This is a genomic window from Streptomyces hyderabadensis (genome assembly GCF_020404845.1).
Lineage (GTDB): Bacteria > Actinomycetota > Actinomycetes > Streptomycetales > Streptomycetaceae > Streptomyces > Streptomyces hyderabadensis.
Genome location: NZ_JAIOJZ010000003.1, coordinates 92,806 through 115,723, shown reverse-complemented (window position 1 = coordinate 115,723; position 22,918 = coordinate 92,806). Strand labels below are relative to the sequence as shown.

At 70.4% G+C, this 22,918-nt stretch carries 22 protein-coding genes; 11 read left to right on the top strand and 11 right to left on the bottom strand.

The window, feature by feature from the left end; genetic code table 11:
• Positions 1-3 precede the first annotated feature (3 nt).
• On the bottom strand, positions 4-468 hold the full coding sequence (locus K7854_RS04120; protein ID WP_226024969.1) for a MarR family winged helix-turn-helix transcriptional regulator: 465 nt from the start codon (positions 466-468) through the stop codon (positions 4-6).
• Positions 469-619: 151 nt separating this feature from the next.
• On the opposite strand from K7854_RS04120, the gene K7854_RS04115 reads away from it, so the two are divergent.
• Both K7854_RS04115 and K7854_RS04110 read left to right on the top strand, forming a co-directional pair.
• The gene (locus tag K7854_RS04115) at positions 620-1,831 is read left to right on the top strand and encodes an MFS transporter (protein ID WP_226024968.1); all 1,212 of its coding nucleotides are present in this window, start codon (positions 620-622) and stop codon (positions 1,829-1,831) included.
• 116 nt (positions 1,832-1,947) lie between these two features.
• Positions 1,948-2,367: a GlcG/HbpS family heme-binding protein gene (locus K7854_RS04110; RefSeq protein ID WP_159324918.1), complete on the top strand. Its 420-nt coding sequence runs from the start codon at positions 1,948-1,950 to the stop codon at positions 2,365-2,367.
• A gap of 37 nt (positions 2,368-2,404) precedes the next feature.
• On the opposite strand, the gene K7854_RS04105 is transcribed toward K7854_RS04110, so the two are convergent.
• From K7854_RS04105 to K7854_RS04080, 6 genes are all read right to left on the bottom strand, one after another.
• Positions 2,405-3,271 carry a GNAT family N-acetyltransferase gene (locus tag K7854_RS04105; protein ID WP_226024967.1) on the bottom strand — a complete coding sequence of 289 codons (867 nt, stop codon included), beginning with the start codon at positions 3,269-3,271 and terminating at the stop codon, positions 2,405-2,407.
• A gap of 78 nt (positions 3,272-3,349) precedes the next feature.
• A complete protein-coding gene (locus K7854_RS04100; RefSeq protein ID WP_226024966.1) occupies positions 3,350-3,832 on the bottom strand; it encodes an NUDIX domain-containing protein in 483 nt (160 codons plus the stop codon).
• Between the two features lie 69 nt (positions 3,833-3,901).
• Positions 3,902-4,807 (bottom strand): LysR family transcriptional regulator, encoded by a 906-nt coding sequence (locus tag K7854_RS04095; RefSeq protein ID WP_226024965.1) that lies wholly within the window; start codon positions 4,805-4,807, stop codon positions 3,902-3,904.
• A 201-nt stretch (positions 4,808-5,008) separates the two neighbouring features.
• Positions 5,009-6,187 (bottom strand): cystathionine gamma-lyase, encoded by a 1,179-nt coding sequence (locus K7854_RS04090; protein ID WP_226024964.1) that lies wholly within the window; start codon positions 6,185-6,187, stop codon positions 5,009-5,011.
• Positions 6,184-6,678, bottom strand: a complete 495-nt coding sequence (locus K7854_RS04085) for a low molecular weight protein-tyrosine-phosphatase (protein ID WP_226024963.1) — start codon at positions 6,676-6,678, stop codon at positions 6,184-6,186. The genes K7854_RS04090 and K7854_RS04085 overlap by 4 nt, the downstream gene beginning before the upstream one ends.
• 5 nt (positions 6,679-6,683) lie before the next feature.
• A complete protein-coding gene (locus K7854_RS04080; protein ID WP_127891969.1) occupies positions 6,684-7,061 on the bottom strand; it encodes a phage holin family protein in 378 nt (125 codons plus the stop codon).
• Between the two features lie 59 nt (positions 7,062-7,120).
• Between K7854_RS04080 and K7854_RS04075 the strand changes: the two genes are divergently transcribed.
• The 4 genes from K7854_RS04075 to K7854_RS04060 all read left to right on the top strand — a co-directional run bounded on the left by K7854_RS04075 (position 7,121) and on the right by K7854_RS04060 (position 9,385).
• Entirely contained in the window at positions 7,121-7,438 is a 318-nt protein-coding gene (locus K7854_RS04075) for a cupin domain-containing protein (protein ID WP_003975009.1), read from the top strand.
• Positions 7,439-7,590: 152 nt separating this feature from the next.
• A complete protein-coding gene (locus K7854_RS04070) occupies positions 7,591-7,803 on the top strand; it encodes a DUF5326 family protein (RefSeq protein ID WP_127891968.1) in 213 nt (70 codons plus the stop codon).
• Positions 7,804-8,133: 330 nt separating this feature from the next.
• On the top strand, positions 8,134-8,847 hold the full coding sequence (locus K7854_RS04065) for an IclR family transcriptional regulator (protein ID WP_372481001.1): 714 nt from the start codon (positions 8,134-8,136) through the stop codon (positions 8,845-8,847).
• Between the two features lie 100 nt (positions 8,848-8,947).
• Positions 8,948-9,385, top strand: coding sequence for an SsgA family sporulation/cell division regulator (locus tag K7854_RS04060; RefSeq protein WP_127891967.1), 438 nt, complete (start codon positions 8,948-8,950; stop codon positions 9,383-9,385).
• A 52-nt stretch (positions 9,386-9,437) separates the two neighbouring features.
• Here K7854_RS04060 and K7854_RS04055 read toward each other — a convergent pair whose 3' ends face one another.
• Positions 9,438-11,030, bottom strand: a complete 1,593-nt coding sequence (locus tag K7854_RS04055; RefSeq protein WP_226024961.1) for a YibE/F family protein — start codon at positions 11,028-11,030, stop codon at positions 9,438-9,440.
• Between the two features lie 253 nt (positions 11,031-11,283).
• Between K7854_RS04055 and thiC the strand changes: the two genes are divergently transcribed.
• Together thiC and K7854_RS04045 are read left to right on the top strand one after the other, a co-directional pair.
• Complete coding sequence (thiC, locus tag K7854_RS04050) at positions 11,284-13,080, top strand: phosphomethylpyrimidine synthase ThiC (protein ID WP_226024960.1); 1,797 nt, start codon at positions 11,284-11,286, stop codon at positions 13,078-13,080.
• A gap of 209 nt (positions 13,081-13,289) precedes the next feature.
• The gene (locus K7854_RS04045; RefSeq protein WP_226024959.1) at positions 13,290-14,765 is read left to right on the top strand and encodes a VWA domain-containing protein; all 1,476 of its coding nucleotides are present in this window, start codon (positions 13,290-13,292) and stop codon (positions 14,763-14,765) included.
• Positions 14,766-14,789: 24 nt separating this feature from the next.
• On the opposite strand, the gene K7854_RS04040 is transcribed toward K7854_RS04045, so the two are convergent.
• The 3 genes from K7854_RS04040 to K7854_RS04030 form a co-directional block, all read right to left on the bottom strand.
• Complete coding sequence (locus K7854_RS04040; protein ID WP_226024958.1) at positions 14,790-15,662, bottom strand: hypothetical protein; 873 nt, start codon at positions 15,660-15,662, stop codon at positions 14,790-14,792.
• A 182-nt stretch (positions 15,663-15,844) separates the two neighbouring features.
• Positions 15,845-16,951 (bottom strand): Ser/Thr/Tyr protein phosphatase SppA, encoded by a 1,107-nt coding sequence (gene sppA, locus K7854_RS04035; protein ID WP_264086884.1) that lies wholly within the window; start codon positions 16,949-16,951, stop codon positions 15,845-15,847.
• Between the two features lie 506 nt (positions 16,952-17,457).
• Positions 17,458-18,570: a LacI family DNA-binding transcriptional regulator gene (locus K7854_RS04030; RefSeq protein ID WP_087808419.1), complete on the bottom strand. Its 1,113-nt coding sequence runs from the start codon at positions 18,568-18,570 to the stop codon at positions 17,458-17,460.
• A gap of 414 nt (positions 18,571-18,984) precedes the next feature.
• Here K7854_RS04030 and hisC point away from each other — a divergent pair, with 414 nt between their 5' ends.
• The 3 genes from hisC to cydB all read left to right on the top strand — a co-directional run bounded on the left by hisC (position 18,985) and on the right by cydB (position 22,890).
• Entirely contained in the window at positions 18,985-20,064 is a 1,080-nt protein-coding gene (gene hisC, locus K7854_RS04025) for a histidinol-phosphate transaminase (protein ID WP_226024956.1), read from the top strand.
• 295 nt (positions 20,065-20,359) lie between these two features.
• The gene (locus K7854_RS04020; protein ID WP_226024955.1) at positions 20,360-21,865 is read left to right on the top strand and encodes a cytochrome ubiquinol oxidase subunit I; all 1,506 of its coding nucleotides are present in this window, start codon (positions 20,360-20,362) and stop codon (positions 21,863-21,865) included.
• 20 nt (positions 21,866-21,885) lie between these two features.
• A complete protein-coding gene (gene cydB, locus K7854_RS04015; protein WP_226024954.1) occupies positions 21,886-22,890 on the top strand; it encodes a cytochrome d ubiquinol oxidase subunit II in 1,005 nt (334 codons plus the stop codon).
• The last annotated feature ends 28 nt before the right edge of the window (positions 22,891-22,918 follow it).

Here is a 22,918-nt window from a genome sequence, read left to right as displayed (position 1 = left end):
TGCCTAGGCGGGGACCGGAGCCTTCAGGGTCTCCACCGCCCGGACCAGCGGGGCCAGATCGGGGTTCGTGGCCGCCTCGTCGAGGGCCTCGCGCAGGGCTGCGTCATTGGTGGGCCGTGCCTCGTTCAGCAGCTGCAGGCCCGCTGCGGTGACGTTGGTGTAGATGCCGCGCCGGTCGGTGGGGCACAGGTAGCGCTCGAGCAGGCCACGGTCCTCGAGCCGGGTGACCAGCCGGGTGGTCGCGCTCTGACTGAGGACGACGGCATCGGCGACCTGCTTCATCTGCAGATGCCCTCCGTCGCCGTCGTGCTGCCGGCTGAGCACGTCGAGCAGGGAGTACTCACGGACGCTCAGATCGTGCCCGGTCTGCAGAGCGCGCTCGATGTGTGCCTCGATCCTCCCGTGCAGCAGGGAGAGAGCGCACCAGCCCTGGGAGAGAGCGGTGAGCGCGGGGTCCGTCGCTGTCATGTGGTTCCTCCGTCCAGGAGCGGCTGAGACCAGGGTAGACCAGTAGCGCAATTGTCGGCGTTTGCATATTGCCCGCGTGTGCAACTATTGTGGCCGAACGCAAAGCGCTCCTGCAATCAATCTGGCAATCGCTCTGGAAGGTGTCCCCTCCATGCCTCTCGCGCTTCTGGCCCTCGCGATCGGGGCCTTCGGGATCGGAACGACCGAGTTCGTGATCATGGGCTTGCTGCCCGAGGTCGCGAGCGACTACGGGGTCTCCATCCCCACCGCCGGCTATTTGGTGACCGGGTACGCGCTCGGCGTGATGGTCGGCGCCCCGCTGATGACCGTGCTCGGCACCAAGGTCCCGCGCAAGCGGATGCTGATGCTGCTGATGGGCCTGTTCATCGTCGGCAACCTGCTCTCCGCCCTCGCCCCCGCCTTCTCCGTCATGCTCATCGGCCGGGTGGTCGCCTCGCTCGCCCACGGCGCCTTCTTCGGTATCGGATCGGTCGTGGCGGCCGGTCTGGTCGCCCCGCACAAGAAGGCCGGGGCCATCGCGATGATGTTCACCGGCCTGACCGTCGCCAATGTCGTCGGTGTCCCGCTGGGCACGCTGATCGGCCAGTCCGCGGGCTGGCGGGTCACCTTCGCCGTCGTCGCCGCGCTCGGAGTCGTCGGCCTGGCCGGAGTCGCCAAGCTGGTCCCCGACGTGCCCAGGGCCGAGGGCGTGCGGCTGCGCCACGAAATGGCCGCGTTCAAGAACGTGCAGGTCCTGCTCGCGATGGCCATGACCGTCCTCGGCTTCGGCGGTGTCTTCGCCGCCATCACCTACATCGCGCCGATGATGACCCATGTCGCGGGCTTCTCCGACGGCTCGGTCACCTGGCTGCTGGTCCTGTTCGGCCTCGGCATGGTGGGCGGCAACCTCGTCGGCGGCCGGTTCGCCGACCGCGCCCTGATGCCCCTGCTGTACATCTCCCTGGGCGCGCTGTCCGTCGTGCTCGCCCTCTTCACCCTCACCGCGCACGACAAGTTCGCGTCCGCCGCGACCGTCGTCCTGATCGGAGCTCTGGGCTTCGCCACCGTCCCCCCGCTGCAGAAGCGCGTCCTGGACCACGCCCACGGCGCCCCGACGCTGGCCTCCGCGGTGAACATCGGCGCCTTCAACCTGGGCAACGCGCTCTCCGCCTGGCTCGGCGGCGTCGTCATCGCCGCGGGCTTCGGATACACCGCTCCCAACTGGGTCGGCGCCGTCCTCGCCGCCGCCGCTCTGCTCCTCGCGGTCCTCTCGGCCGCCCTGGAACGGCGCGGGAGTGCTCCCGGCACGGTCGTCGCGGGTTCCGCGCCCGCCGAGCGCCGGGCCACCGCCGTCCACCACTGAACGAGCCACCCCGGACCCCGGACGCGAGGACAGAGCCGTCCCGCGCTCCGTGGTCACCACTGCCTCGACGACCACTGAGGCACCGCACCACTCGGCACAACCAAGGAGAAAGACTCATGAGCACCACCGCTGTCGCCCCGCTGACGATCCAGGACGCCGAGGAACTCGTCACCGCGGCCCACCGCGCCGCCGAGGCGGCCGGCGTCACCGTCAGTGTCACGGTCCTCGACGCGGGAGGCCACCTGCTCGCCTTCCGGCGCGACGACCGCGCCGTGCTGATCTCCGGTGAGACCAGCACGCGCAAGGCCTACACCGCGCTCCAGCTGAACGCTCCCACCGCCGACCTGGTCGACGCCGTGCAGCCGGGAGGGCTCTTCCACACCCTGCCCACCGCCCTCGACCGGCCGCTGCTGTTCATCGCGGGCGGCGTGCCCGTGCACCGGGAGGGCCGGCTGATCGGCGCGATCGGGGTGGGCGGCGGCGCGCCCGAGCAGGACCACGGCTTCGCCTCGGCCGCCGTACGGGTGCTCGCCTGACCGGTGCCCGACACGGACGGTGGCGGTCGTCCGGGGGTCAGCCCGCCGCCACCGTCAGCGGCGCGAACCGGCGGGTCCAGTCCCCGGGCAGCTCGGTGATCCCATGGGTCATGACCGCATTGGGGGCGATCCGGGAGAGGCCGCGCTCCTCCACCCAGGCCAGCAGTTCCTCGTGCCGCACGTCGATGTCCGTGCGCAGGGGCCGGTCGGTGCCGGCGGCGAGGGAGCCGATCAGCGCCTTGGCCGTCTCGGTGTCGCGGGCGATCAGCGGGCCCACCACGTGGGTGTCCATGTTGGGCCAGGCCGCGGCGTACCCGGTGATCCGGCCGCCCTCCTCGGCGACACGCAGCTGGTCGGCGAAGGCGGGCAGCCGCGTGACGATGTGGGTGCGATCCGCGCCGAACACCTCCTCGTCGAGCCGGAGGATCACGGGCAGGTCCTCGGCGGTGGCGGCCCGGGTGGCGGCCTTCGGTTCCGGCCCGCCCGGGACGAAACGGCCGCGCACCATCTCCGCCCCGCCCGTCACCTTGAAGCCGAGCTCCTCGTAGAGCGGCCGGCCGTACGGCGTCGCGTGCAGGGTCAGCGGAACGGTGCCGAGGCCCGAGACGATGTGGCGCATCAGACGGCGTCCGACGCCCTGGCGGGCGTGCCGCTCGGCGACCAGCACCATGCCGATGCCGGCGAGCGCGGGGCGCTCCTGCGGTCCGTACTCGGTGACGGTGCAGGCGGCGACCAGACCGCCGCCGGGGTCGTCGATGCCGTACCCCTTTCCGGCCGTGAGGAGGAATCCCCACTTGTGCTCCTCGCGCGGCCACCCCCGGTCCTCGGACAGGTCGGCGCAGGCGGTGAGATCGCGGAGCGTCAGACGGCGGATCGGAGCAGAGGCGAGGAAAGGTGTCGGCACGCAGGTCAGGCTGTCCGACGGTGGCCGTCCGCGTCCACCTCTTTCCGGTGGAACCTGCGGCCTTTCGGCCATGCCGGTTCAGCCGAGGTCGGGAGCCTGCAGGGCCCGCACACCCTCGATGTTGCCGTCCAGGTAGTGCCGCAGCGACAGCGGTACGAGGTGCACGGAGGCGATCCCGACCCGGGAGAACGGCACCCTGACGATCTCGTACTCACCGGCGGGCTCCTCGACCTCGGGGCCGTGCCGCAGGGACGGGTCCATGGATTCCAGGTGGCAGACGAAGAAGTGCTGCACCTTCACGCCGGTCGCGCCGCCGTCCTCGCCGATGTGCTCGACGGTGTCCACGAAGCAGGGCACCACATCGCTGATCTTGGCGCCGAGTTCCTCGTACACCTCGCGGTGCAGGGCGTCCACGACGGTGCTGTCGTCCGGCTCGACCCCGCCGCCGGGAGTGACCCAGTAGGGATCGACGCCGGGCTTGGTCCGCTTGATCAGGATCAGGTGGTCGCCGTCCAGCAGGACGGCGCGAGCGGTGCGCTTGACCACGGGTCGGACGGTCATGGGAGAAATGTGGCCCGGCTGGTTCCACGTGAAACATCGTGACGCGCGCCCGGTTCGGGGCCCGTCGGCTCAGTTCCAGTCGGCGGCCGCGCGCAGCAACCACTCGTGGGCCCGGGCGATGTGCGGCATCGCCAATGTGCCGGTGCGCACCACCAGAAAGTACGTCCGCAACGGCGGCACGGGCGGATCGTGCAGGGCGACGACCTCTCCCCGCTCCAGTGCCTCGGCGCACAGATAGCGGGGCAGGACGGCGAGCCCGGCACCCGCTGCCGCACAGGTGAGGACCGCACGCAGGTCAGGGACGACGACAGTGGCAGGCGCGGACGGACGGGCGTCGAAGACGGAGGCCCAGTAGCGGGCGACGAAGGGCAGTGACTCGTGCACCTCGACCACGGGGACGTGCTGGAGAGCGGGCGCATCGGTGTCACGTAGCTTCTCGACGCCCGCACGCTCCGCCCAGTACGGCGCGGCGACCAGGACGTGCACCTCGTCGCAGAGCGGAGTCGCCGTGAGGAGCGGGCCGCGGGGACGGGCCGTGGCGATGGCCAGATCGTGATGCCCGGCGGCCAGCCCCTCCAGGGTCTCCTCGGCATGCGCGTACGAGGCGCGCAGGGCGAAGGCCCGGCCGTCCTCGCCGGTGAGTTCGGTGAGCGCGGGCAGGGCCCGTTCGGCGGTGAACTCGGGCGGTCCGGCCAGATGCAGGGTCCGCAGGGAGGAGTCGTCCGTCAGTCCGGTCTCGGCGATCTCCACCAGGGCGTCGAGGTGCGGTGCGGTCTTGTGGGCGAGTTCGTCGCCGATGGTCGTCGGGGTCACGCCACGGGCCTGGCGCAGGAACAGCGGGCGGCCGAGCTGACGCTCCAGCGTGCGGATCTGCGAGGTGACGGCGGGCTGGGAGAGGCCGAGCAGAGCCGCCGCGCGGGTGAAGGAACCGGCCCGGTGCACGGTGACGAAGGTGCGGAGCAAGGCCAGATCCACGGAAAGCCGTCCCCTCTTCTGTTCTTTCCCAGCCCTCCGGCCGTGCCCAACTATAAATATGTCGATAGGTCGCTGTCGCTACTGTGATTGGACACTGACACTGAGTCAACTAGCCTTGGTCGCGCGGTTCTTCGCGCGCGGAACCGGAGGGCGGTCCGAGCCACGAGGGGGGAGGCTCGGACCGCCCGTCGCGCATGGGCGTCAGTCCGCCGTTTCGTCCAGCGCGCGCAGCAGGTCCGCCACCAGGTCGTCCGGGTCCTCCGCGCCGACCGAGAGCCGGACGAAGCCCTCCGGCACCGCGTCGCCGCCCCAGCGTCCGCGCCGCTCCGCGGTGGACCGCACCCCGCCGAAGCTGGTCGCGCCCTCGACCAGCCGGAGCGCGTCGAGAAAACGATCGGCACGCGCGCGCGAGGGCAGCGTGAAGGAGACGACGCAGCCGTAGCGGTGCATCTGCTGCGCGGCGACCTTGTGGGACGGGTCGTCGGGCAGCCCGGGGTACCGCAGGCCGGTGATCTCGGGCCGCGTCCGGAGCGCTTCGGCCACCTTGAGCGCGGTGGCGTCCTGCCGGTCCACGCGCAGCTGGAGGGTGGCGATCGAGCGGTGCGCGAGCCAGGCCTCCATGGGCCCGGGAATCGCACCGACGATCTTGCGCCAGCGCCGTACGGCGGCCATCGCCCCGGCGTCGCGGCCCGCCACGTAGCCGAGGAGGACGTCGCCGTGGCCGGTCAGCTGCTTGGTGCCGCTGGCCACCGAGAAGTCGGCGCCCAGCTCGAGCGGACGCTGCCCGAGCGGCGTGGCGAGGGTGTTGTCGACGGCGACGAGCGCTCCGCGCGCGTGGGCCGCCTCGACGAGCCGCCGCACGTCGCACACGTCGAGCCCGGGATTCGACGGCGTCTCGATCCACAGCAGCTTCGCCCCGTCCAGGACCTCGAGCTGGGCGTCCTGGCCGGTCGGCGCGGTGCGCACCTCGATGCCGTACGCCTCCAGCTGCGCGCGGACCAGGGGAAGCGCCTGGTAGCCGTCGTCGGGCAGGACGACCGTGTCGCCGGCCCGCAGCTGGGAGAAGAGCACCGAGGAGATCGCGGCCATGCCCGAGGCGAAGACCAGTGTCTCCACGTCGGCCACGCCGGGCGCCTCCAGCTCGCCGATGGCGCTCTCGAGCCGTGTCCAGGTGGGGTTCTCGTCGCGGCCGTAGGTGTACGGGCCGGTCGGGTCGCCCGGCAGGTGGAAGTGGGCGGCGAACACCGGACCGGGCAGGGTGGGCTCGTGCTTGACGGGTTCGGGCAGCCCGGCCCGTACCGCGTGGGTGCCGTCACCGGGGCCGGAAGCGGATCTCTCCGTGCCCGTACCGGCCCTGTCGTTCGTAGCGGAATCGCTCATGCCGCCCGTCCTTCCACTTGCTCGCGTACCGCGGCGAGCAGTCCGGTGCTCGCCGCCTCCACCATCTCAAGGCATTCCTCGAAGCCGTCCCGGCCCCCGTAGTACGGGTCCGGCACGTCCAGGTCACCGCCCGCGGCGGCGGGGTCGTACGACCGCAGCAGGCGCACCTTGGCCGCGTCCCGTTCCATAGGGGCGAGCCGTCGCAGGGCCCTCAGGTGCCCGGCGTCGAGGGCGACGACCAGGTCGAGACGGGAGAACCAGGACTGCTGGAACTGCCGGGCCGTGTGGTCGAGGCCGTAACCGTGCTCCGTCAGGACGGCCACGGTGCGCGGGTCCGCACCCTCGCCCTCGTGCCAGCCGCCCGTGCCGGCGCTGTCGGCCTCGACGAGGTCGTCGAGCCCGGCGTCCGCCACGCGCGCGTGGAAGACGGCCTCGGCGATCGGGGAGCGGCAGATGTTGCCCGTGCACACGAAACAGACGCGGTAGGTCATCGGGCTCAGTCCCCGTCGGGCAGGAACGCGTTGAGGGCCCAGGAGACGATCGAGACGATCAGGCCGCCCAGGACCGCGGTCCAGAAACCGTCGACGTGGAAGCTCACGTCGAGCTTGTCGGCCACCCACGACGTGAGCAACAGCATCAGCGCGTTGACCACCAGCGTGAACAGGCCGAGGGTCAGGATGAACAGGGGAAAGGTCAGCACCTGCACGATCGGCTTCACGACCATGTTGACCAGGCCGAACACCAGGGCGACCACGATCAGGGTGAGGGCCTTCTCCCCGGTGCTGCCCCCGGTCAGGGTGATCTTGTCGAGCAGCCAGACGGCGACGGCGAGGGCGCCGGCGTTGGCGATCGTCTTGACTAGGAAATTCTTCATGTGTCTGATCGTGGCAGACGCGATCGGACCAGAACGGCGAGGCAGGGGCGGACGAGGCGATGAAGGCATTCCGGCTGGACGAACTGGAGGCGGAGCGCGCCGCCAACGACGGTGCCTACCTGCAGTTCCTGCGGGAGCGGAACATGTCGGTCGGCCTGTACGCCCTCGACGCGGGGACCACCGACCCGCAGAAGCCGCACGCGCAGGACGAGGTGTACTTCGTGGTGAGCGGGCGGGCCGCGATCACGGTGGGCATGGAGACCACCCAGGTCGCCCGGGGCAGCGTGGTCTACGTGCCGGCCGGGGTCGCCCACAAGTTCCATCACATCAGCGAGGACCTGCGGGTGCTGGTGGTGTTCTCTCCGCCGGAGAGCTGAGGCCCGGCCCCGTGGTTCCCTAGGGGATCGGTCAGGGGGAGACAAGGGATGCGGGGCCCCTGCCGTGGCGTTCGCGGCTCTAGCATCGAGGGCAGGACATCAGAGGATTCCCCAGGACTCCTGGGACTCCCCGAAAGGTGAGGGCAAGGGCGATGCGAGAGATCTTCACGGGACTGCCGTGGTGGGTGAAGTGGATCGCGGTGCCGGTCATCGCCCTGGTCGTGTTCGGCGGGCTGATCGCCAGCGTGGTCGGGTTCGTGATCGGACTGCTGTTCAAGCTGCTGATCTTCGTCGCGCTCGTCGGCGGACTGATCTACGTCGTACGCAAGTTCATGTCGAGTTCGTCGTCGCGCAGCGACTGGTGAGAGCCGTGGGACACCGGTGGCGGTAACAGGAACCACCGGTTCCCTCGGGCGAGGGAAGTTTCCCGGACGGGCCGTCGGTGAGCGGTGACCGGCGGTTAGAGTCCGGAACTCAAGGCGGGGGCGACCTCGCGAACGGCGTACACCCCCACCCGTGTTCTCCGCACGGGCTGCCACCTCGCGTTCCGGGAGTGACCCTTGGCCACGGCTGACACCGCATTCGCTCAGCTGCACGCCCTGCCCGTGCAGCCCTGCTCGACGCCTCGGACACCCCCCGCGTCGGCCTCCGCCGATCCGCCCTCCGCGACTCTGATCGGCTCGGTGCAGCGGGCGATGCGCCTGCTCGAGTGCGTCGCCGGGCACGAGTACGGGGCCCCCGCCAAACAACTGGCCCGCGAGACGGGGCTGGCGCTGCCCACGGCGTACCACCTGCTGCGCACCCTGGTGCACGAGGGGTATCTGCGCCGGGACAAAGGGCTGTTCTTCCTCGGCGAGGCCGCGGAGCGGCTGAGCAGCAGCGGGGCGGAGCAGAAACGTCGCAGCACGGTGGTGGACACCATGGCGCGCTGGCGCGACGCGATCGGCGTCCCCGTGTACTACGCCATGTACCGGGACGGCGAGATCGAGGTCATGTGCGTCTCCGACACCCCGGGCAATCCGGCGGTCGAGGAGTGGGCGGACTTCCGCGAGACGGGACACGCGCACGCCATCGGCCAGTGCCTGCTGTCCCAGCTGGACGAGGACGCGCGCCGTGACCACCTGGACCGCTACCCGGTGCGGCCGCTCACGGCGTACACGGTGCGTGACGGCCACAGCCTGCTGAAGCGACTGGAACGCATGCGCCGGATGACGCCGGTGACCGAGCGCCAGGAGTACGCGTTGGGGACGGTCTGCGCGGCGATCCCCATCACCGTCGGCACCACGGCCGCCACGATGGCCATCTCGCTGCCCCTCCAGCAGGCGGACCGGCTGCTGCCCGCGGCACAGCGTCTGCAGACCGAGGTGGGGCGGCGTCTGGGCTCGCTCGCGCTCTCTATCAGTATCTGAAAACTCACTCCTTGTGATCTGGTGTGTACGTTGAGCAAGATGCCACCAGTGTTAGAGGTTTGATTCCCGGACAGTCGACGGCGAATGACGGGGTAGGCGAATGGGCGAGTCCGTACAGGCAGAGGTCATGATGAGCTTTCTCGTGTCCGAGGAGCTCTCTTTCCGCATCCCGGTGGAACTGCGCTACGAGACCCGGGATCCCTATGCCGTACGCCTGACCTTCCATCTGCCCGGAGACGCGCCGGTGACCTGGGCCTTCGGCCGGGAGTTGCTGGTCGACGGGGTGGGCCGGCCGTGCGGCGACGGCGATGTGCGCATCGCGCCGGTCGACCCCGAGCCACTGGCCGAGGTGCTGATCCGCCTTCAGGTCGGCGGCGACCAGGCGCTGTTCCGTTCCTCGGCGGCGCCACTGGTGGCTTTCCTCGACCGCACCGACAAGCTGGTGCCGCTGGGCCAGGAGGGTGCGCTCGCCGACTTCGACAGCCACCTCGACGAAGCCCTGGACCGCATCCTGGCGGAGGAGCAGAGCGCGGGCTGAACCGTTACGGCAGTCCCGCGGCGGTGGCGTAACGCTTCACCGGGCGGGTCCGTCAGCGCTTACGGCGACGGCCCCGCCCGCGCGCCGGTGCTCCGGCGCCGGCCGCCGCCTCCGGGACCCGGGACGGCCGGTCCGCCGACACGACCAGGGCGGCGAGGGCCGTGGTGACCGGCACGGACGCCACCAGGCCGATCGAGCCGACCAGCGTCCGCACGATCTCCTCCGCGACCAGTTCGCTGTTGGCGACCGTCCCCACCCCGCTCTGCGCGATCGAGAACAGCAGCAGCAGAGGCAGCGCCGCGCCCGCGTAGGCCAGGACCAGCGTGTTCACGACCGAGGCGATGTGGTCGCGGCCGATGCGGATGCCCGCGCGGTACAGGCCGCGCCAGCCCATCGTCGGGTTGGCCTCGTGCAGCTCCCAGACCGCCGACGTCTGGGTGACCGTCACGTCGTCGAGGACACCGAGCGAACCGATGATGACCCCGGCCAGCAGCAGACCGCTCATGTCGATCGACGGGTACAGGCCGTGGATGAGGCCGGTGTTGTCGTCCGTGTTGCCGGTGAGCGCGGCCCAGCCGATGAAGAGCGAGCCGAGCACACCGATCAGCAACAGCGAGATCAGGGTGCCGAGCACCGCCACGGACGTGCGGGCCGACAGTCCGTGGCACAGGTACAACGCGATCAGCATGATGGCGCTGGACCCGATCACCGCCACGACCAGGGGGTTCGAACCCTGCAGGATTGCGGGCAGGATGAAGAAGTTCAGCAGCAGGAAGCTGATGGCCAGCGAGACCAGCGCCATCAGGCCGCGCAGCCGTCCGACGACCACGACGGCGAGGGCGAAGATGCCCGCGAGCAGGGCCAGGGGGAGCCGGCGGTTGATGTCGGTCACCGAGTACTGCAGGTCCTTGGGCGCGGAGGGCTCGTAGGCGACCACCACCTTCTGTCCCTCGTGCAACTGCCGTGACTGGTCCGGCTGCACGATCTCTTCGAACGTACGGCCCTTGTCGTCGCCGGTGTCCACCCGGATGGTCGCCCGCTTGCACTCGCCCTCCGCCTGCTGCACCGCGGAGGAACCCTCGGCGGTGGAGGTGTCGCCGGTCGGGGTGGAGCCCGAGGCGTTGACGGACTGGCAGCTCAGCTCGACCACCTTGGTCACGGTGGCCTGCTGCGTCTGCCGGTCGAAGCCGACCCCGGTGCGCTCGTGCGGCGGGGCGCCGCCGGGCCACAGCACCGCCAGCCCGACCACCACGGCCGCGGCGAAGGGAATCAGGATCGCGGCGATGACCTTCCGCAGGTGCCGGGAGACGGGGGCCGCCGGACCATGACCGTGGGCGTGCGAGTGCCCGTGCCCGCCACCGGCCCCGTGCCCGCCGCCAGCTCCGTGGCCACCGTCGGCCCCGGAGCCACCGCTCGCTCCGGGCCCATTCCCCGCCCCGGGCCCACTTCCCGCGCCGTATCCAGCCCTCGCGCCGTGTCCGGCTCCCGCGCCGGGGCCGTGGCCGTGATCGGCCTCGGGTCTGCCGGTGCCCGCGCCTTGAGCGTCGACGGGGGCGTGGCCGGTGGCCCGGCCGTCGCCCTCTTCGGCGTTCGGTCCGCGGCGGGGCCGACGCGGCGGAAAGGAGGGATGCTGCGGTGTGGTCACCGCCCGATCATCGCAAGAACGAGGGGGGCCCTCTGTTCACCGCGCCCGAATGGGCGTTAGCGTGGAGGCACCTTTGTACACGCGGGAGCTCGGAGCACCGGGCTGAGAGGGCGCTGACCTCCGTCCCAGCGATGTTTCACGGGAAACGTCACCGAAACCGAGTGATGTATCCCACGAAGCGTCACCGGACGGAATCCGCTGCGTCGACCGCCGAACCTGTTACCGGGTAATGCCGGCGTAGGGAGTAGGTCTCATGACCATCAAGGACGCACGCACGCCTGCCTCCGCGCAGAACTCCGCAACGGAGGCCGGGAAGTCCATCGGCTGGCACAAGGCGTACATCGAGGGCTCGCGCCCCGATCTGCGGGTGCCGGTCCGTCAGGTGCACCTCACCAACGGGGAGTCCGTCACCCTGTACGACACCTCGGGCCCGTACACCGATCCGCTCGTCGACACCGATGTCCGCAGGGGCCTCGCACCGCTGCGGGAGCACTGGATCATCGCCCGCGGCGACACCGAGGAGTACGCGGGCCGTCCCGTCCGTCCCGAGGACGACGGCATCAAGCACACCTCGCCGCGCGGCGGCCTGCGCAACCTCGACGCCGTCTTCCCCGGTCGCCCGCGGCAGCCCCGGCGGGGCCGGGACGGCACCGCGGTGACGCAGCTCGCGTACGCGCGACGGGGCGAGATCACCCCGGAGATGGAGTACGTGGCCGTCCGGGAGAACGTCTCGCCGGAAGTGGTCCGCGAGGAGATCGCGGCGGGACGTGCCGTGCTGCCCGCCAACGTCAACCACCCCGAGATCGAGCCGATGATCATCGGCAAGCGGTTCCTGGTCAAGGTGAACGCCAACATCGGCAACTCGGCGGTGACGTCCTCCATCGAGGAGGAGGTCGAGAAGATGACCTGGGCGACCCGGTGGGGCGCCGACACGGTCATGGACCTCTCCACCGGCCGCAACATCCACACCACGCGTGAGTGGATCCTGCGCAACTCCCCCGTTCCCATCGGGACCGTGCCGCTCTACCAGGCACTGGAGAAGGTCGACGGCCGGGCCGAGGAACTGACCTGGGAGATCTACAAGGACACCGTGATCGAACAGGCCGAGCAGGGCGTGGACTACATGACGGTCCACGCGGGTGTGCGCCTGCCGTACGTGCCGCTGACCGCGAACCGCAAGACCGGCATCGTCTCGCGGGGCGGCTCGATCATGGCGGCGTGGTGCCTGGCGCACCACAAGGAGTCCTTCCTCTACGAGAACTTCGAGGAACTCTGCGAGATCCTCGCCGCCTACGACGTCACCTACTCCCTCGGTGACGGCCTGCGTCCGGGGTCGATCGCGGACGCCAACGACGAGGCGCAGTTCGCCGAGTTGCGCACCCTCGGGGAACTCAACCGGATCGCCAAGCGTTGCAACGTACAGACCATGATCGAGGGCCCGGGACATGTCCCGATGCACAAGATCAAGGAGAACATCGACCTTCAGCAGGAGATCTGCGATGAAGCTCCGTTCTATACGCTCGGCCCGCTGACCACGGACGTCGCGCCGGCGTACGACCACATCACCTCCGGCATCGGTGCCGCGATGATCGCCTGGTGGGGCACGGCCATGCTCTGCTACGTCACGCCCAAGGAACACCTGGGCCTGCCCAACCGTGACGACGTCAAGACCGGCGTCATCACCTACAAGATCGCCGCCCATGCCGCTGACCTCGCCAAGGGTCACCCAGGTGCACAGGAGTGGGACGACGCGCTGTCCGACGCCCGGTTCGAATTCCGGTGGGAGGACCAGTTCAACCTGGCCCTCGACCCGGACACGGCACGGGAGTTCCACGACGAGACTCTGCCGGCCGAGCCCGCCAAGACGGCCCACTTCTGTTCCATGTGCGGGCCCAAGTTCTGCTCGATGAAGATCAGCAGGAGCATCAGCGAGCAGTTCGGCTCTGACAAGGCCGTGGCCGACCAGGACGAGGTCGTGGCGGGGATGCTCGCCAAGTCGAAGGAGTTCGCCGAGGCGGGCAACCGGCTCTACCTGCCGCTCGCGGACTGATCTCCAGGCGTCCCGCCGACCGCCCGCACAGAGATCGCCCCCGGCTCCGGGATGCCGGGCCGGGGGCGAGTCGTGTGGTGGACTGGCCCATGTCTCGATGTCGTCCGTGCCATGGTGTCCGGCCGTGGGCGCATCCTCGCGGTCCGAGGGGACAGGCCGCGCGGTCGGCCCTCTCCCCGTCGTGGGGCCCCGCTCGGCAGACTGGACGCATGACAGCCATCTCCCTGAGCAAGGGTGCCAACGTCGCCGTCCACTCCCCCGCGGTGCGCGTCGAACTCGTGTGGTCCGCCGCGCCGGGCGTCCCCGAGGTCGACGCCTCGGCGCTGCTGCTCAGCTCGGCCGGACGGGTGCGGGACGACGGCGACTTCGTCTTCTACAACCAGCCCCGCCATACCTCCGGGGCGGTGCGGCACCTGGGCAAGCGGGGCGGCCCCGGTGCGGACGCGGGCGTCACGAGCGACGCCGTCGAGGTGGATCTGCGGGCGGTGGAGCCGGCTGTCGAGCGCATCGTCCTGTGTGCCTCGGCGGACGGCGGGACGTTCGGCCGGGTCCCGGGGCTGTCGCTGCGGATGCTGGACGCCGCGACCGGCACCGAGCTGGCCCGGTTCGACATCGCCGCCGGGCCGGAGACCGCGCTCGTCGGCGGCGAGCTGTACCGGCGCCAGGGGGCGTGGAAGTTCCGTGCGGTCGGACAGGGATACGCCTCCGGACTCGCGGGGCTGGCCACCGACTTTGGCATCACCGTCGACGACGCTCCCCCGGCGGTGGCCAGCACCCCGGTCGCCGCACCGCCGACGGCTGCTCCGGCGCCGGTCCCACCGCCGACGGCCCCCGCGCCGCCCGTAGCCCCCGTACCGTCCGCGCCTCCCGTACCGCCCGTACCTCCCGCGCCGCCGACCCCGGCGCCGGCCGCCACCGGCCCCCGTCTCACCAAGGGCGAAGAACACCTGCCGGTGGACATGCGCAAGCGGCTGTCGCTGCGCAAGGAGCAGGTCGCGGTCAGCCTGAGCAAGCACGGGGCGACCGGGGTCACCGCACGCGTCGTCCTCGTACTGGACGCCTCCGGGTCCATGTCCTTCCTCTACTCCAAGGGCGTCGTCGCGGACGTCGTGGAGCGGATGGCCGCCGTCGCCGCGCAGTTGGACGACGACGGTGAGATGCAGGCGTGGACCTTCGCCTCCAACCCGGCGCGCCTGCCCGACCTGCGCCTGGGCGAGCTGCCCGAATGGTTGCGGCTGCACGTGCGGGTGGGGGAGATCAGCCTGTTCCGGCGGGGGCGGAAGAAGGGCCTGCACCCCGAGCAGGTCGACATGCGGGCGGTCGGCATCCAGAACGAGGAGCAGAAGGTGATCGCCGAGGTCCGGGCCTTCGTCCGGGACAACCCGGCACCGGTGCCGACCCTGGTGCTCTTCTTCTCCGACGGCGGTGTCTACCGCAACGCCGAGATCGAACGGGAGCTGCGGGAGGCCGTGGCGGAACCGGTCTTCTGGCAGTTCGTGGGGCTCGGGCGCGCCAACTACGGGGTGCTGGAGCGGTTCGACACCCTGCCGGGCCGTCGCGTCGACAACGTCGGGTTCTTCGCCGTCGACGACATCGGCACCGTACCGGACCCGGAGCTGTACGACCGTCTGCTGTCCGAGTTCCCGTCCTGGATCACTGCCGCCGGCCGGGCGGGCATCCTCTGAAGCGCTGCCCGCCCGTGCCGGTGGCTATTCGGGCCGGTGTTCCGGGCCACCGAAGTCCGGGCTGCTGTAGTCCGGGCTCGAGTAGCTCGGCCGCGGGCCCGCGTCGGGGCCGCCGTCGGGGCTCGTGAACCCGGGACGGCCGTAGCCCAGGTGCGGCATGCGGCTGCTGCTCGGGGCCGCCGGTCCCGTCCGGTGCAGCGCCGCCGTGTCCGGTTCACCGAGCGCGTCCCGCAGGAAGGGCAGGATGCCCCGTTCCAGCAGCGCCTCGTGCCAGGCTTCCCTGGCCCGGGCCACCTCCTGGTCCCGGGCGTCGTAGAAGCCGGACTCGGCCGAGGGGCGGTTGCGCAGCGCGGTGAGCAGCAGTCCCGCCGCGGCGACGAGGATCGCCACCGCGGTCACGGCGCCGAACACCCATCCCGTGGTGAGCATGGTCTGCGCGAAGGCCTGCCCCGGGTCGAGCATCTTCAGCAGGTAGCCGACCAGCAGGAATATCGCCGCGGCGGTACCGGCCAGGACCGGTGCCAGGACGGCGACGACGGCGACGGCTCCCGCCCCGGTCGCCTCGGCCATCTCGCCCATGGTGGCGGCGAGTCCCCCCGCGCCCGTGCCCTGCTCCTGGGAGCCGGATTCGCGCGTGCCGGAGGACGGGCCCGAGGGCGCCGGGTGGCGCAGTTCCTCGCGGACCTTCACGTAGTGCTGGTACTCGGTGGTGGCCGCCGCCGTGATGAGGGCGGTGGCGTTGAGTGCCATGGTGCGCAGTTGTTCGGAGTTGAGCCGCTGTCCGGCAGCGGCCGGCTCCGGGCCGTGTGGTGCGGAGCGCAGCGCCTCGTCGAGGATCCGCTCGTACTCCTGGCGGTCCTCGTTCGACAAGTGCTGCGGAACGCTGTTCATGTGCATCCCCCGATGCTCCGTAGGGCTTGGGGCTCGCATGCCAACGAGCCGTCGGGCAGAAACGGAGGGGAGCCTGCTACGGATAAGCCGATGGTAGAGCGGCGACGGTGGAGGGTGACAGGGGGTTTCCAGAAATTGGGTGCCGGCCCGTAGGGACAACACCGCCGGATCGGCCGTCCGACGAACGGTCAGGCATCCAGCGGAAGTTGCTGGACCAGCAGCTTTCCGGCCATGGTCACGCCGCCGTCCATCGCGATGGCCAGGCCGTCCGCGTAGACGTGCGGTCCCTCGACCACGGTACGGGCGTCGTCCTCGCCGTCCTCGGAGCCGACCTCGCCGAGCAGATAGGGGATGGGGCTGTGGCCGTGAACGATCCGGGTGCCGCCGTACGTATCCAGCAGTGAGCGCACGGCGTCGGCGCCGCCCTCGTCGCGGAAGGAGAAGCGCTTGGTGAACTTGCGGAACAGGTCCCACACCTCCTCCGCGTCGTTGCGCGTGAGCGTCTCGCGCACCGTGTCGTTGACCTCTTCGATGGAGCGGCCGTAGTCGAGGTAGGTGGTGGCGTCCGAGTGGACCAGGAGGTGGTCGTCGACCTCTTCCATGGCGTCGAGACGGGCCATCCACTGCAGGTGGTGGTCCTGCAGGCGGTCCATGTCGGTCTTCTGGCCGCCGTTCAGCAGCCAGGCGGCCTGGAAGGTGGCGGTGCCCGCGCCGGAGTTGACGGGCGTGTCGCCGAACCGCTTGGCGCCGAGCAGCAGCAGTTCGTGGTTGCCCATCAGCGCCTTGCAGTAGCCGCCGGCCGCGGCGGCCTCGGCGGACAGCCGCATCACCAGGTCGATGACGCCGATGCCGTCCGGGCCGCGGTCGGTGAAGTCGCCGAGGAACCACAGCCGGGAGGTGCCCGCGCACCACTGGCCGGCCTCGTCGACGAGGCCCTTCTCGCGCAGGGCGGCCAGCAGCTCGTCGAGGTAGCCGTGCACGTCGCCGACGACGAACAGGGGGCCCTGTCCGGTGGCCGGCTGCTGCACCGCGGCCGGTGCGGGGTCGACCGAGACCTGGACCGTGTCACCCCGACGGATGACCGGCAGATCGCGCTGGGTGGGTGTGTACCCCTCGGGCAGGGCCTCGTCGAGCCCCTCCTCGGAGGGCGGTGCGGACTCGCCCGTGTGCGCGCCGGGAGCAGCGTACGGAGCGGTCTCGTGGACGTACGCGGGCACCCGGAAGTCGCGCACCGTCGCCGTCCGCTCCACCTCGGGTCCCTGACCGGCCCCCTGAGTCATCGACCCCTCCACCATCGCGCCGCATCTGCACCGCTTCGGACTGCCTGGTCGCAGCGGCCCGCGGTGTGTGGGCCCATCATAGGAATGCGGATCGCGCTGTGTGATGACCCAGGGGTGGTGAATCCGGACAGGACCCCGGTTCACCGCGGCTTTCGCCCCGATTGGGCCTGGCTTCGCCCGTCCGCAACCGCGGCCCGTCCGTGTTCCGGAAGTGCCGGGTGTGGCCTTCGCCGCCCTGTTTCGCCGTCCCGTTTCGCCGCGCGACGCCGCGTGCGCCGCCGCCGCGCGTATGCCGCGCACTCGTTCGTCGGCCCCGACCGCCGGCCCCGACCGCCGGCCCCGACCGCCGGCCCCGTCCGTCGGCCCCGTCCGCCGGTCTCGTCAGTGGCCCGCGTCCGCCGTCCCCTCCCGCCGCGCGGTCGCCGCCAGGAGGACGTCGGCCATGGCGTGCGGGCGTGCCTCGCGACCCGGCCGCGCCCCCGCCCGCCCTGCTCGCGCTCCGGCGCACCCCCCGTCCCGTCCTACTCGCGCTCCGGTGACCGCGGCGGGCTGACCGTCGTACGCGGCGGACGCCGCTGCGACGACGTGCGCACGATCAGCTCGGTCGGTATCACCTGCTCGACCGGCTGGTCGGAGTGCAGCCCCTCGATGGCGTCGATGAGGACCTGGATCACGGCGGTGCCGATGCGGCGCGGTTTCAGCGACAGGGTGGTGATGGGCGGCTCGGTGCTGGCGTACACCGTGGACTCGCTGCAGCAGACCAGCAGCAGGTCCTCGGGGACGCGCAGCCCGTAGCGGCGGGCGGCGGCGAGCAGATCGGTGCCGTTCGGGTCGAACAGGCCGTAGACGGCGTCGGGCCGGTCCGGCCGGGCGAGCAGCCGGTCGGCGGCGACCGCGCCCGCGCACGGGTCGTGGGCCGGATAGGCCTCGTAGACCGGGTCCTGGCCGACGCGCTCGCACCAGCGCAGGTAGGCGGTGGTCGACAGGTGGGTGTACGTGTCGGTGGTGGTGCCGGTGAGCAGGCCGATCCGGCGGGCGCCGGCGTCGGCGAGGTGGTCGAGGATGCCGAGGACGGCCGCCTCGTGGTCGTTGTCCACCCAGGCGGTGACCGGCAGCGAGCCGGCCGGGCGGCCGTCGGAGACGACGGGTAAGCCCTGGCGGACCAGTTCGCTGACGACCGGGTCGTGGTCCGAGGGGTCGATGACGACCGTGCCGTCGAGCGCGACGTTGGACCACACGTCGTGCCGGGAGGTCGCCGGGAGGATGACGAGGGCGTAGCCGCGGGCGAGCGCGGCGGACGTGGCGGCGCGCGCCATCTCGGCGAAGTACGCGAACTCGGTGAAGGTGAAAGGTTCATCCCCGTACGTCGTCACGGTCAGGCCGATGAGTCCGGACTTGCCGGTGCGCAGCGTGCGGGCGGCGGCCGAGGGCCGGTAGCCCAGTCGGTCGGCGACCTCGCGCACATGGCGCCGGGTGGCATCCGGGAGTCGGCCCTTGCCGTTGAGGGCGTCGGAGACGGTAGTGATGGATACTCCGGCGGCGGCGGCCACGTCCCTGATGCCCGCCCGGCCCGGCCGGCTGCCTCGACGTGAGGTTTCCGCGCGGCTCACCTGGTGCTTCCCTGCTGCTGTCATGGCGAGCCGATAGTAGGGCTCATGGGGTGGGGTAGTGCGGACGCATATGCACGTGTTGACAGTCACGTTTCTGCAAGATCATAAATGGCGAACAGCCTTGGAAAGCAATCCAGTTGGGTCCACTCATCCCATTAGCTGACGTGTTGGCGAGTGAGGGCCTGCGGGGTGGCGGATGTTGCGAAGAGGTCTCAACTCACCTGCACGAGGGATGCGCGCCACGGCGTGAGCCACCGGCGCGTAGATATATGTGTGGCGCGCCCCCCGAATCGTGCGCCTTCGTGCCCTGATGCCCCTGTTGCCAGTGTGACGGACGAGGTCTGCTCCCACCGATACGCAGCGGCCTTACGCAGCGGCGGCGAATCCTCATAAGGTGAGAAGTATTCGATGCCGGTGGTGGTCACGAGGAGGACTGCGGTGAGCGAGAAGAGCCCCAAGCTGCGCGCCGAGCTGGAAGGGATTCCCACCTACAAGCCGGGCAAGCCCGCCGCGGCCGGCGGCCCGGTGGCCTACAAGCTGTCCTCCAACGAGAACCCCTATCCGCCGCTGCCGGGAGTGATGGAGACGGTGACGGCCGCCGCCGCCTCCTTCAACCGGTACCCGGACATGGCCTGCACGTCGCTGATGGCCGAGCTGTCGGACCGGTTCGGCGTGCCCCTGGCCCACCTGGCCACCGGCACCGGGTCGGTCGGTGTGGCCCAGCAGCTGATCCAGGCGACCTCGGGCCCCGGCGACGAGGTGATCTACGCCTGGCGCTCCTTCGAGGCGTACCCGATCATCACCCAGATCAGCGGCGCCACCTCCGTGCAGGTGCCGCTGACGCCGGGCGAGGTGCACGACCTGGACGCCATGGCGGACGCGATCACCGACCGGACCCGGCTGATCTTCGTCTGCAACCCCAACAACCCCACCGGCACGGTGGTGCGGCGGGCCGAGCTGGAGCGGTTCCTGGACCGGGTGCCGAGCGACGTGCTGGTGGTCCTCGACGAGGCGTACCGCGAGTTCATCCGCGACGCCGAGGTGCCCGACGGCGTCGAGTTCTACCGCGAGCGGCCCAACGTCTGCGTCCTGCGCACCTTCTCCAAGGCCTACGGCCTGGCAGGTCTGCGGGTCGGGTTCGCGATCGCCCACGAGCCGGTGGCGGCGGCGCTGCGCAAGACGGCGGTGCCCTTCGGGGTCAGCCAGATCGCGCAGGAGGCGGCGATCGCCTCGCTGCGCGCGGAGGACGAGCTGATCGGCCGGGTCGGCTCCCTGGTCTGCGAGCGCACCCGCGTCGTCGACGCACTGCGCGCCCAGGGCTGGACCGTGCCGGAGACCCAGGCCAACTTCGTCTGGCTGCGGCTGGGGGAGCGCACGCTCGCCTTCGCGGACGCCTGCGAGCGGGCCGGCGCCGTCATCCGCCCCTTCGCGGGCGAGGGCGTGCGCGTGACGATCGGGGAGAGCGAGGCGAACGACATCTTCCTGAAGGTGTCGGAGGAGTTCCGCAAGGAGCTGTAGCCCGCACGACGCAGGAGGACGAACCGCGGGACGGCAGGCGCCGTCCCGCGGTTCCGCATGCCCGTGGACGGTGCTGCCGGGCCGGCCGCCGGTTCGATGATTTGTTGAAGTTCCCGCCAAGGGGTTGACGTCACAGGGGACCCCCCTTCCGGTGTCGAAAAGCAGTAGGTCATAATTGCTTGTGAATGTGAACGCGTTCACAAGCGTGTCCCGATTACGCCCGCGTTGGGTGTGACAAACGCGCCCAAACCGCCGACTGACCACGGCGGTGCGGCGATGTGAGGAGAGTGACGACGTGGACCTGGCTCTGGCGCCGGAGACGCTGGCGCGATGGCAGTTCGGCATCACGACCGTCTACCACTTCCTGTTCGTCCCGTTGACGATCTCGCTGGCCGCCCTGACGGCCGGACTGCAGACCGCCTGGGTCCGCACGGAGAAGGAGAAGTACCTCAGGGCGACCAAGTTCTGGGGCAAGCTCTTCCTGATCAACATCGCGATGGGGGTCGTCACCGGCATCGTGCAGGAGTTCCAGTTCGGCATGAACTGGTCGGACTACTCCCGCTTCGTCGGCGATGTCTTCGGTGCCCCGCTCGCCTTCGAGGCGCTGATCGCGTTCTTCTTCGAGTCCACCTTCATCGGGCTGTGGATCTTCGGGTGGGACAAGCTGCCCAAGAAGATCCACCTGGCCTGCATCTGGATGGTCTCGATCGGCACCCTGCTGTCGGCGTACTTCATCCTCGCGGCCAACTCCTGGATGCAGCACCCCGTCGGCTACCGGATCAACGAGGAGAAGGGCCGCGCCGAACTCACCGACTTCTGGCAGGTCCTCACCCAGAACACCACCCTCAACCAGGTCTTCCACAGCTTCTCGGCGGCCTTCCTCACCGGTGGCGCCTTCATGGTCGGCATCGCCGCCTTCCACCTGATGCGCAAGAAGCACATCCCGGTGATGCGCACCTCGCTCCGCCTCGGCCTGGTGACCCTGGCGGTCGGCGGCCTGCTCACCGCGGTCAGCGGCGACACCCTCGGCAAGGTCATGTACGAGCAGCAGCCGATGAAGATGGCCGCCGCCGAGGCCCTGTGGGACGGCGAGGAACCGGCGCCGTTCTCCGTCTTCGCCTACGGGGACGTGGACAAGGGGCACAACAAGGTCGCCCTGGAGATCCCCGGCCTGCTCTCCTTCCTCGCGCACAGCGACTTCGAGTCCTATGTGCCCGGCATCAACGACACCAACAAGGCCCTCCAGGAGCAGTTCGGACCCGGCGACTACAAGCCCATCGTCCCCGTCGCCTACTGGGGCTTCCGCTGGATGATCGGCTTCGGCATGGTGTCCCTCGGCCTCGGCATGCTCGGCCTGTGGCTGACACGGAAGAGGTTCCTGCTGCCACCGGCCCTGCGCACCGGCGAGGACGAGGTCCCGCACCTGGTGCTGCTGAAGAAGCCGCTCGGGGCGAGGCTCTCCCGGATGTACTGGCTGCTGGCGCTGTGGACCATGGCGTTCCCGCTGATCGCCAACTCCTGGGGCTGGATCTTCACCGAGATGGGCCGGCAGCCCTGGGTCGTCTACGGCGTGATGCAGACCCGCGACGCGGTCTCCCCCGGCGTCTCCACCGCCGAGGTCATCACCTCGATGTCCGTCTTCACCCTGCTGTACGCCGTCCTGGCCGTCATCGAGGTGAAGCTCCTGGCGAAGTACGTGAAGGCGGGACCGCCCGAGCTGACCGAGGCCGACCTCAATCCGCCCACGAAGATCGGCGGCGATCTCCGTGACGCCGACAAGCCGATGGCCTTCTCGTACTAGGCCGAGGGAGCTGCACAGTCATGGAACTGCACGACGTCTGGTTCGTTCTGATCGCCGTCCTGTGGACCGGCTACTTCTTCCTGGAGGGCTTCGACTTCGGGGTCGGTGTGCTGACCAAGCTGCTCGCCCGGGACCGGGCCGAGAAGCGGGTGCTGATCAACACCATCGGCCCCGTGTGGGACGGCAACGAGGTGTGGCTGCTCACGGCGGGCGGCGCCACCTTCGCGGCCTTCCCCGAGTGGTACGCCACGCTCTTCTCCGGGTTCTACCTCCCGCTGCTGGTCATCCTGGTCTGCCTGATCGTCCGGGGGGTCGCCTTCGAGTACCGAGTGAAGCGGCCCGAGGAGAGGTGGCAGCGCAACTGGGAGACGGCGATCTTCTGGACCTCGCTGATCCCCGCCTTCCTGTGGGGCGTGGCCTTCGGCAACATCGTCCACGGTGTGGAGATCGACCGGGACCTGGAGTACGTCGGCTCGGTCTGGGACCTGCTCAACCCGTACGCCCTCCTCGGCGGCCTGGTGACGCTGACGCTGTTCACCTTCCACGGGACGGTGTTCACCGCGCTCAAGACCGTCGGCGAGATCCGCGAGCGGGCGCGGGCCCTGGCGCTGCGGGTCGGTCTGGTCACGGCCGTGCTGGCCCTGGCCTTCCTGGTCTGGACGCAGGCCGACAACGGGGACGCGAAGAGCCTCGTCGCCCTGGTGGTGGCCGTCGCCGCCCTGGTCGCCGCCCTGATGGCCAACCAGGCGGGACGTGAGGGCTGGTCGTTCGCGCTGTCCGGCGTCACCATCGTGGCCGCCGTGGCGATGCTCTTCCTGACGCTCTTCCCGAACGTCATGCCGTCCACGCTGAACGCGGACTGGAGCCTCACCGTCACCAACGCCTCGTCCAGCGCCTACACGCTGAAGATCATGACCTGGCTGGCCGTGATCGCCACTCCGGTCGTCCTGCTCTACCAGGGCTGGACGTACTGGGTGTTCCGCAAGCGCATCGGTACCCAGCACCTCGCCGACGCCGCGCACTGAGTCCAACGAGGGGCGGTTCCACCGCGTT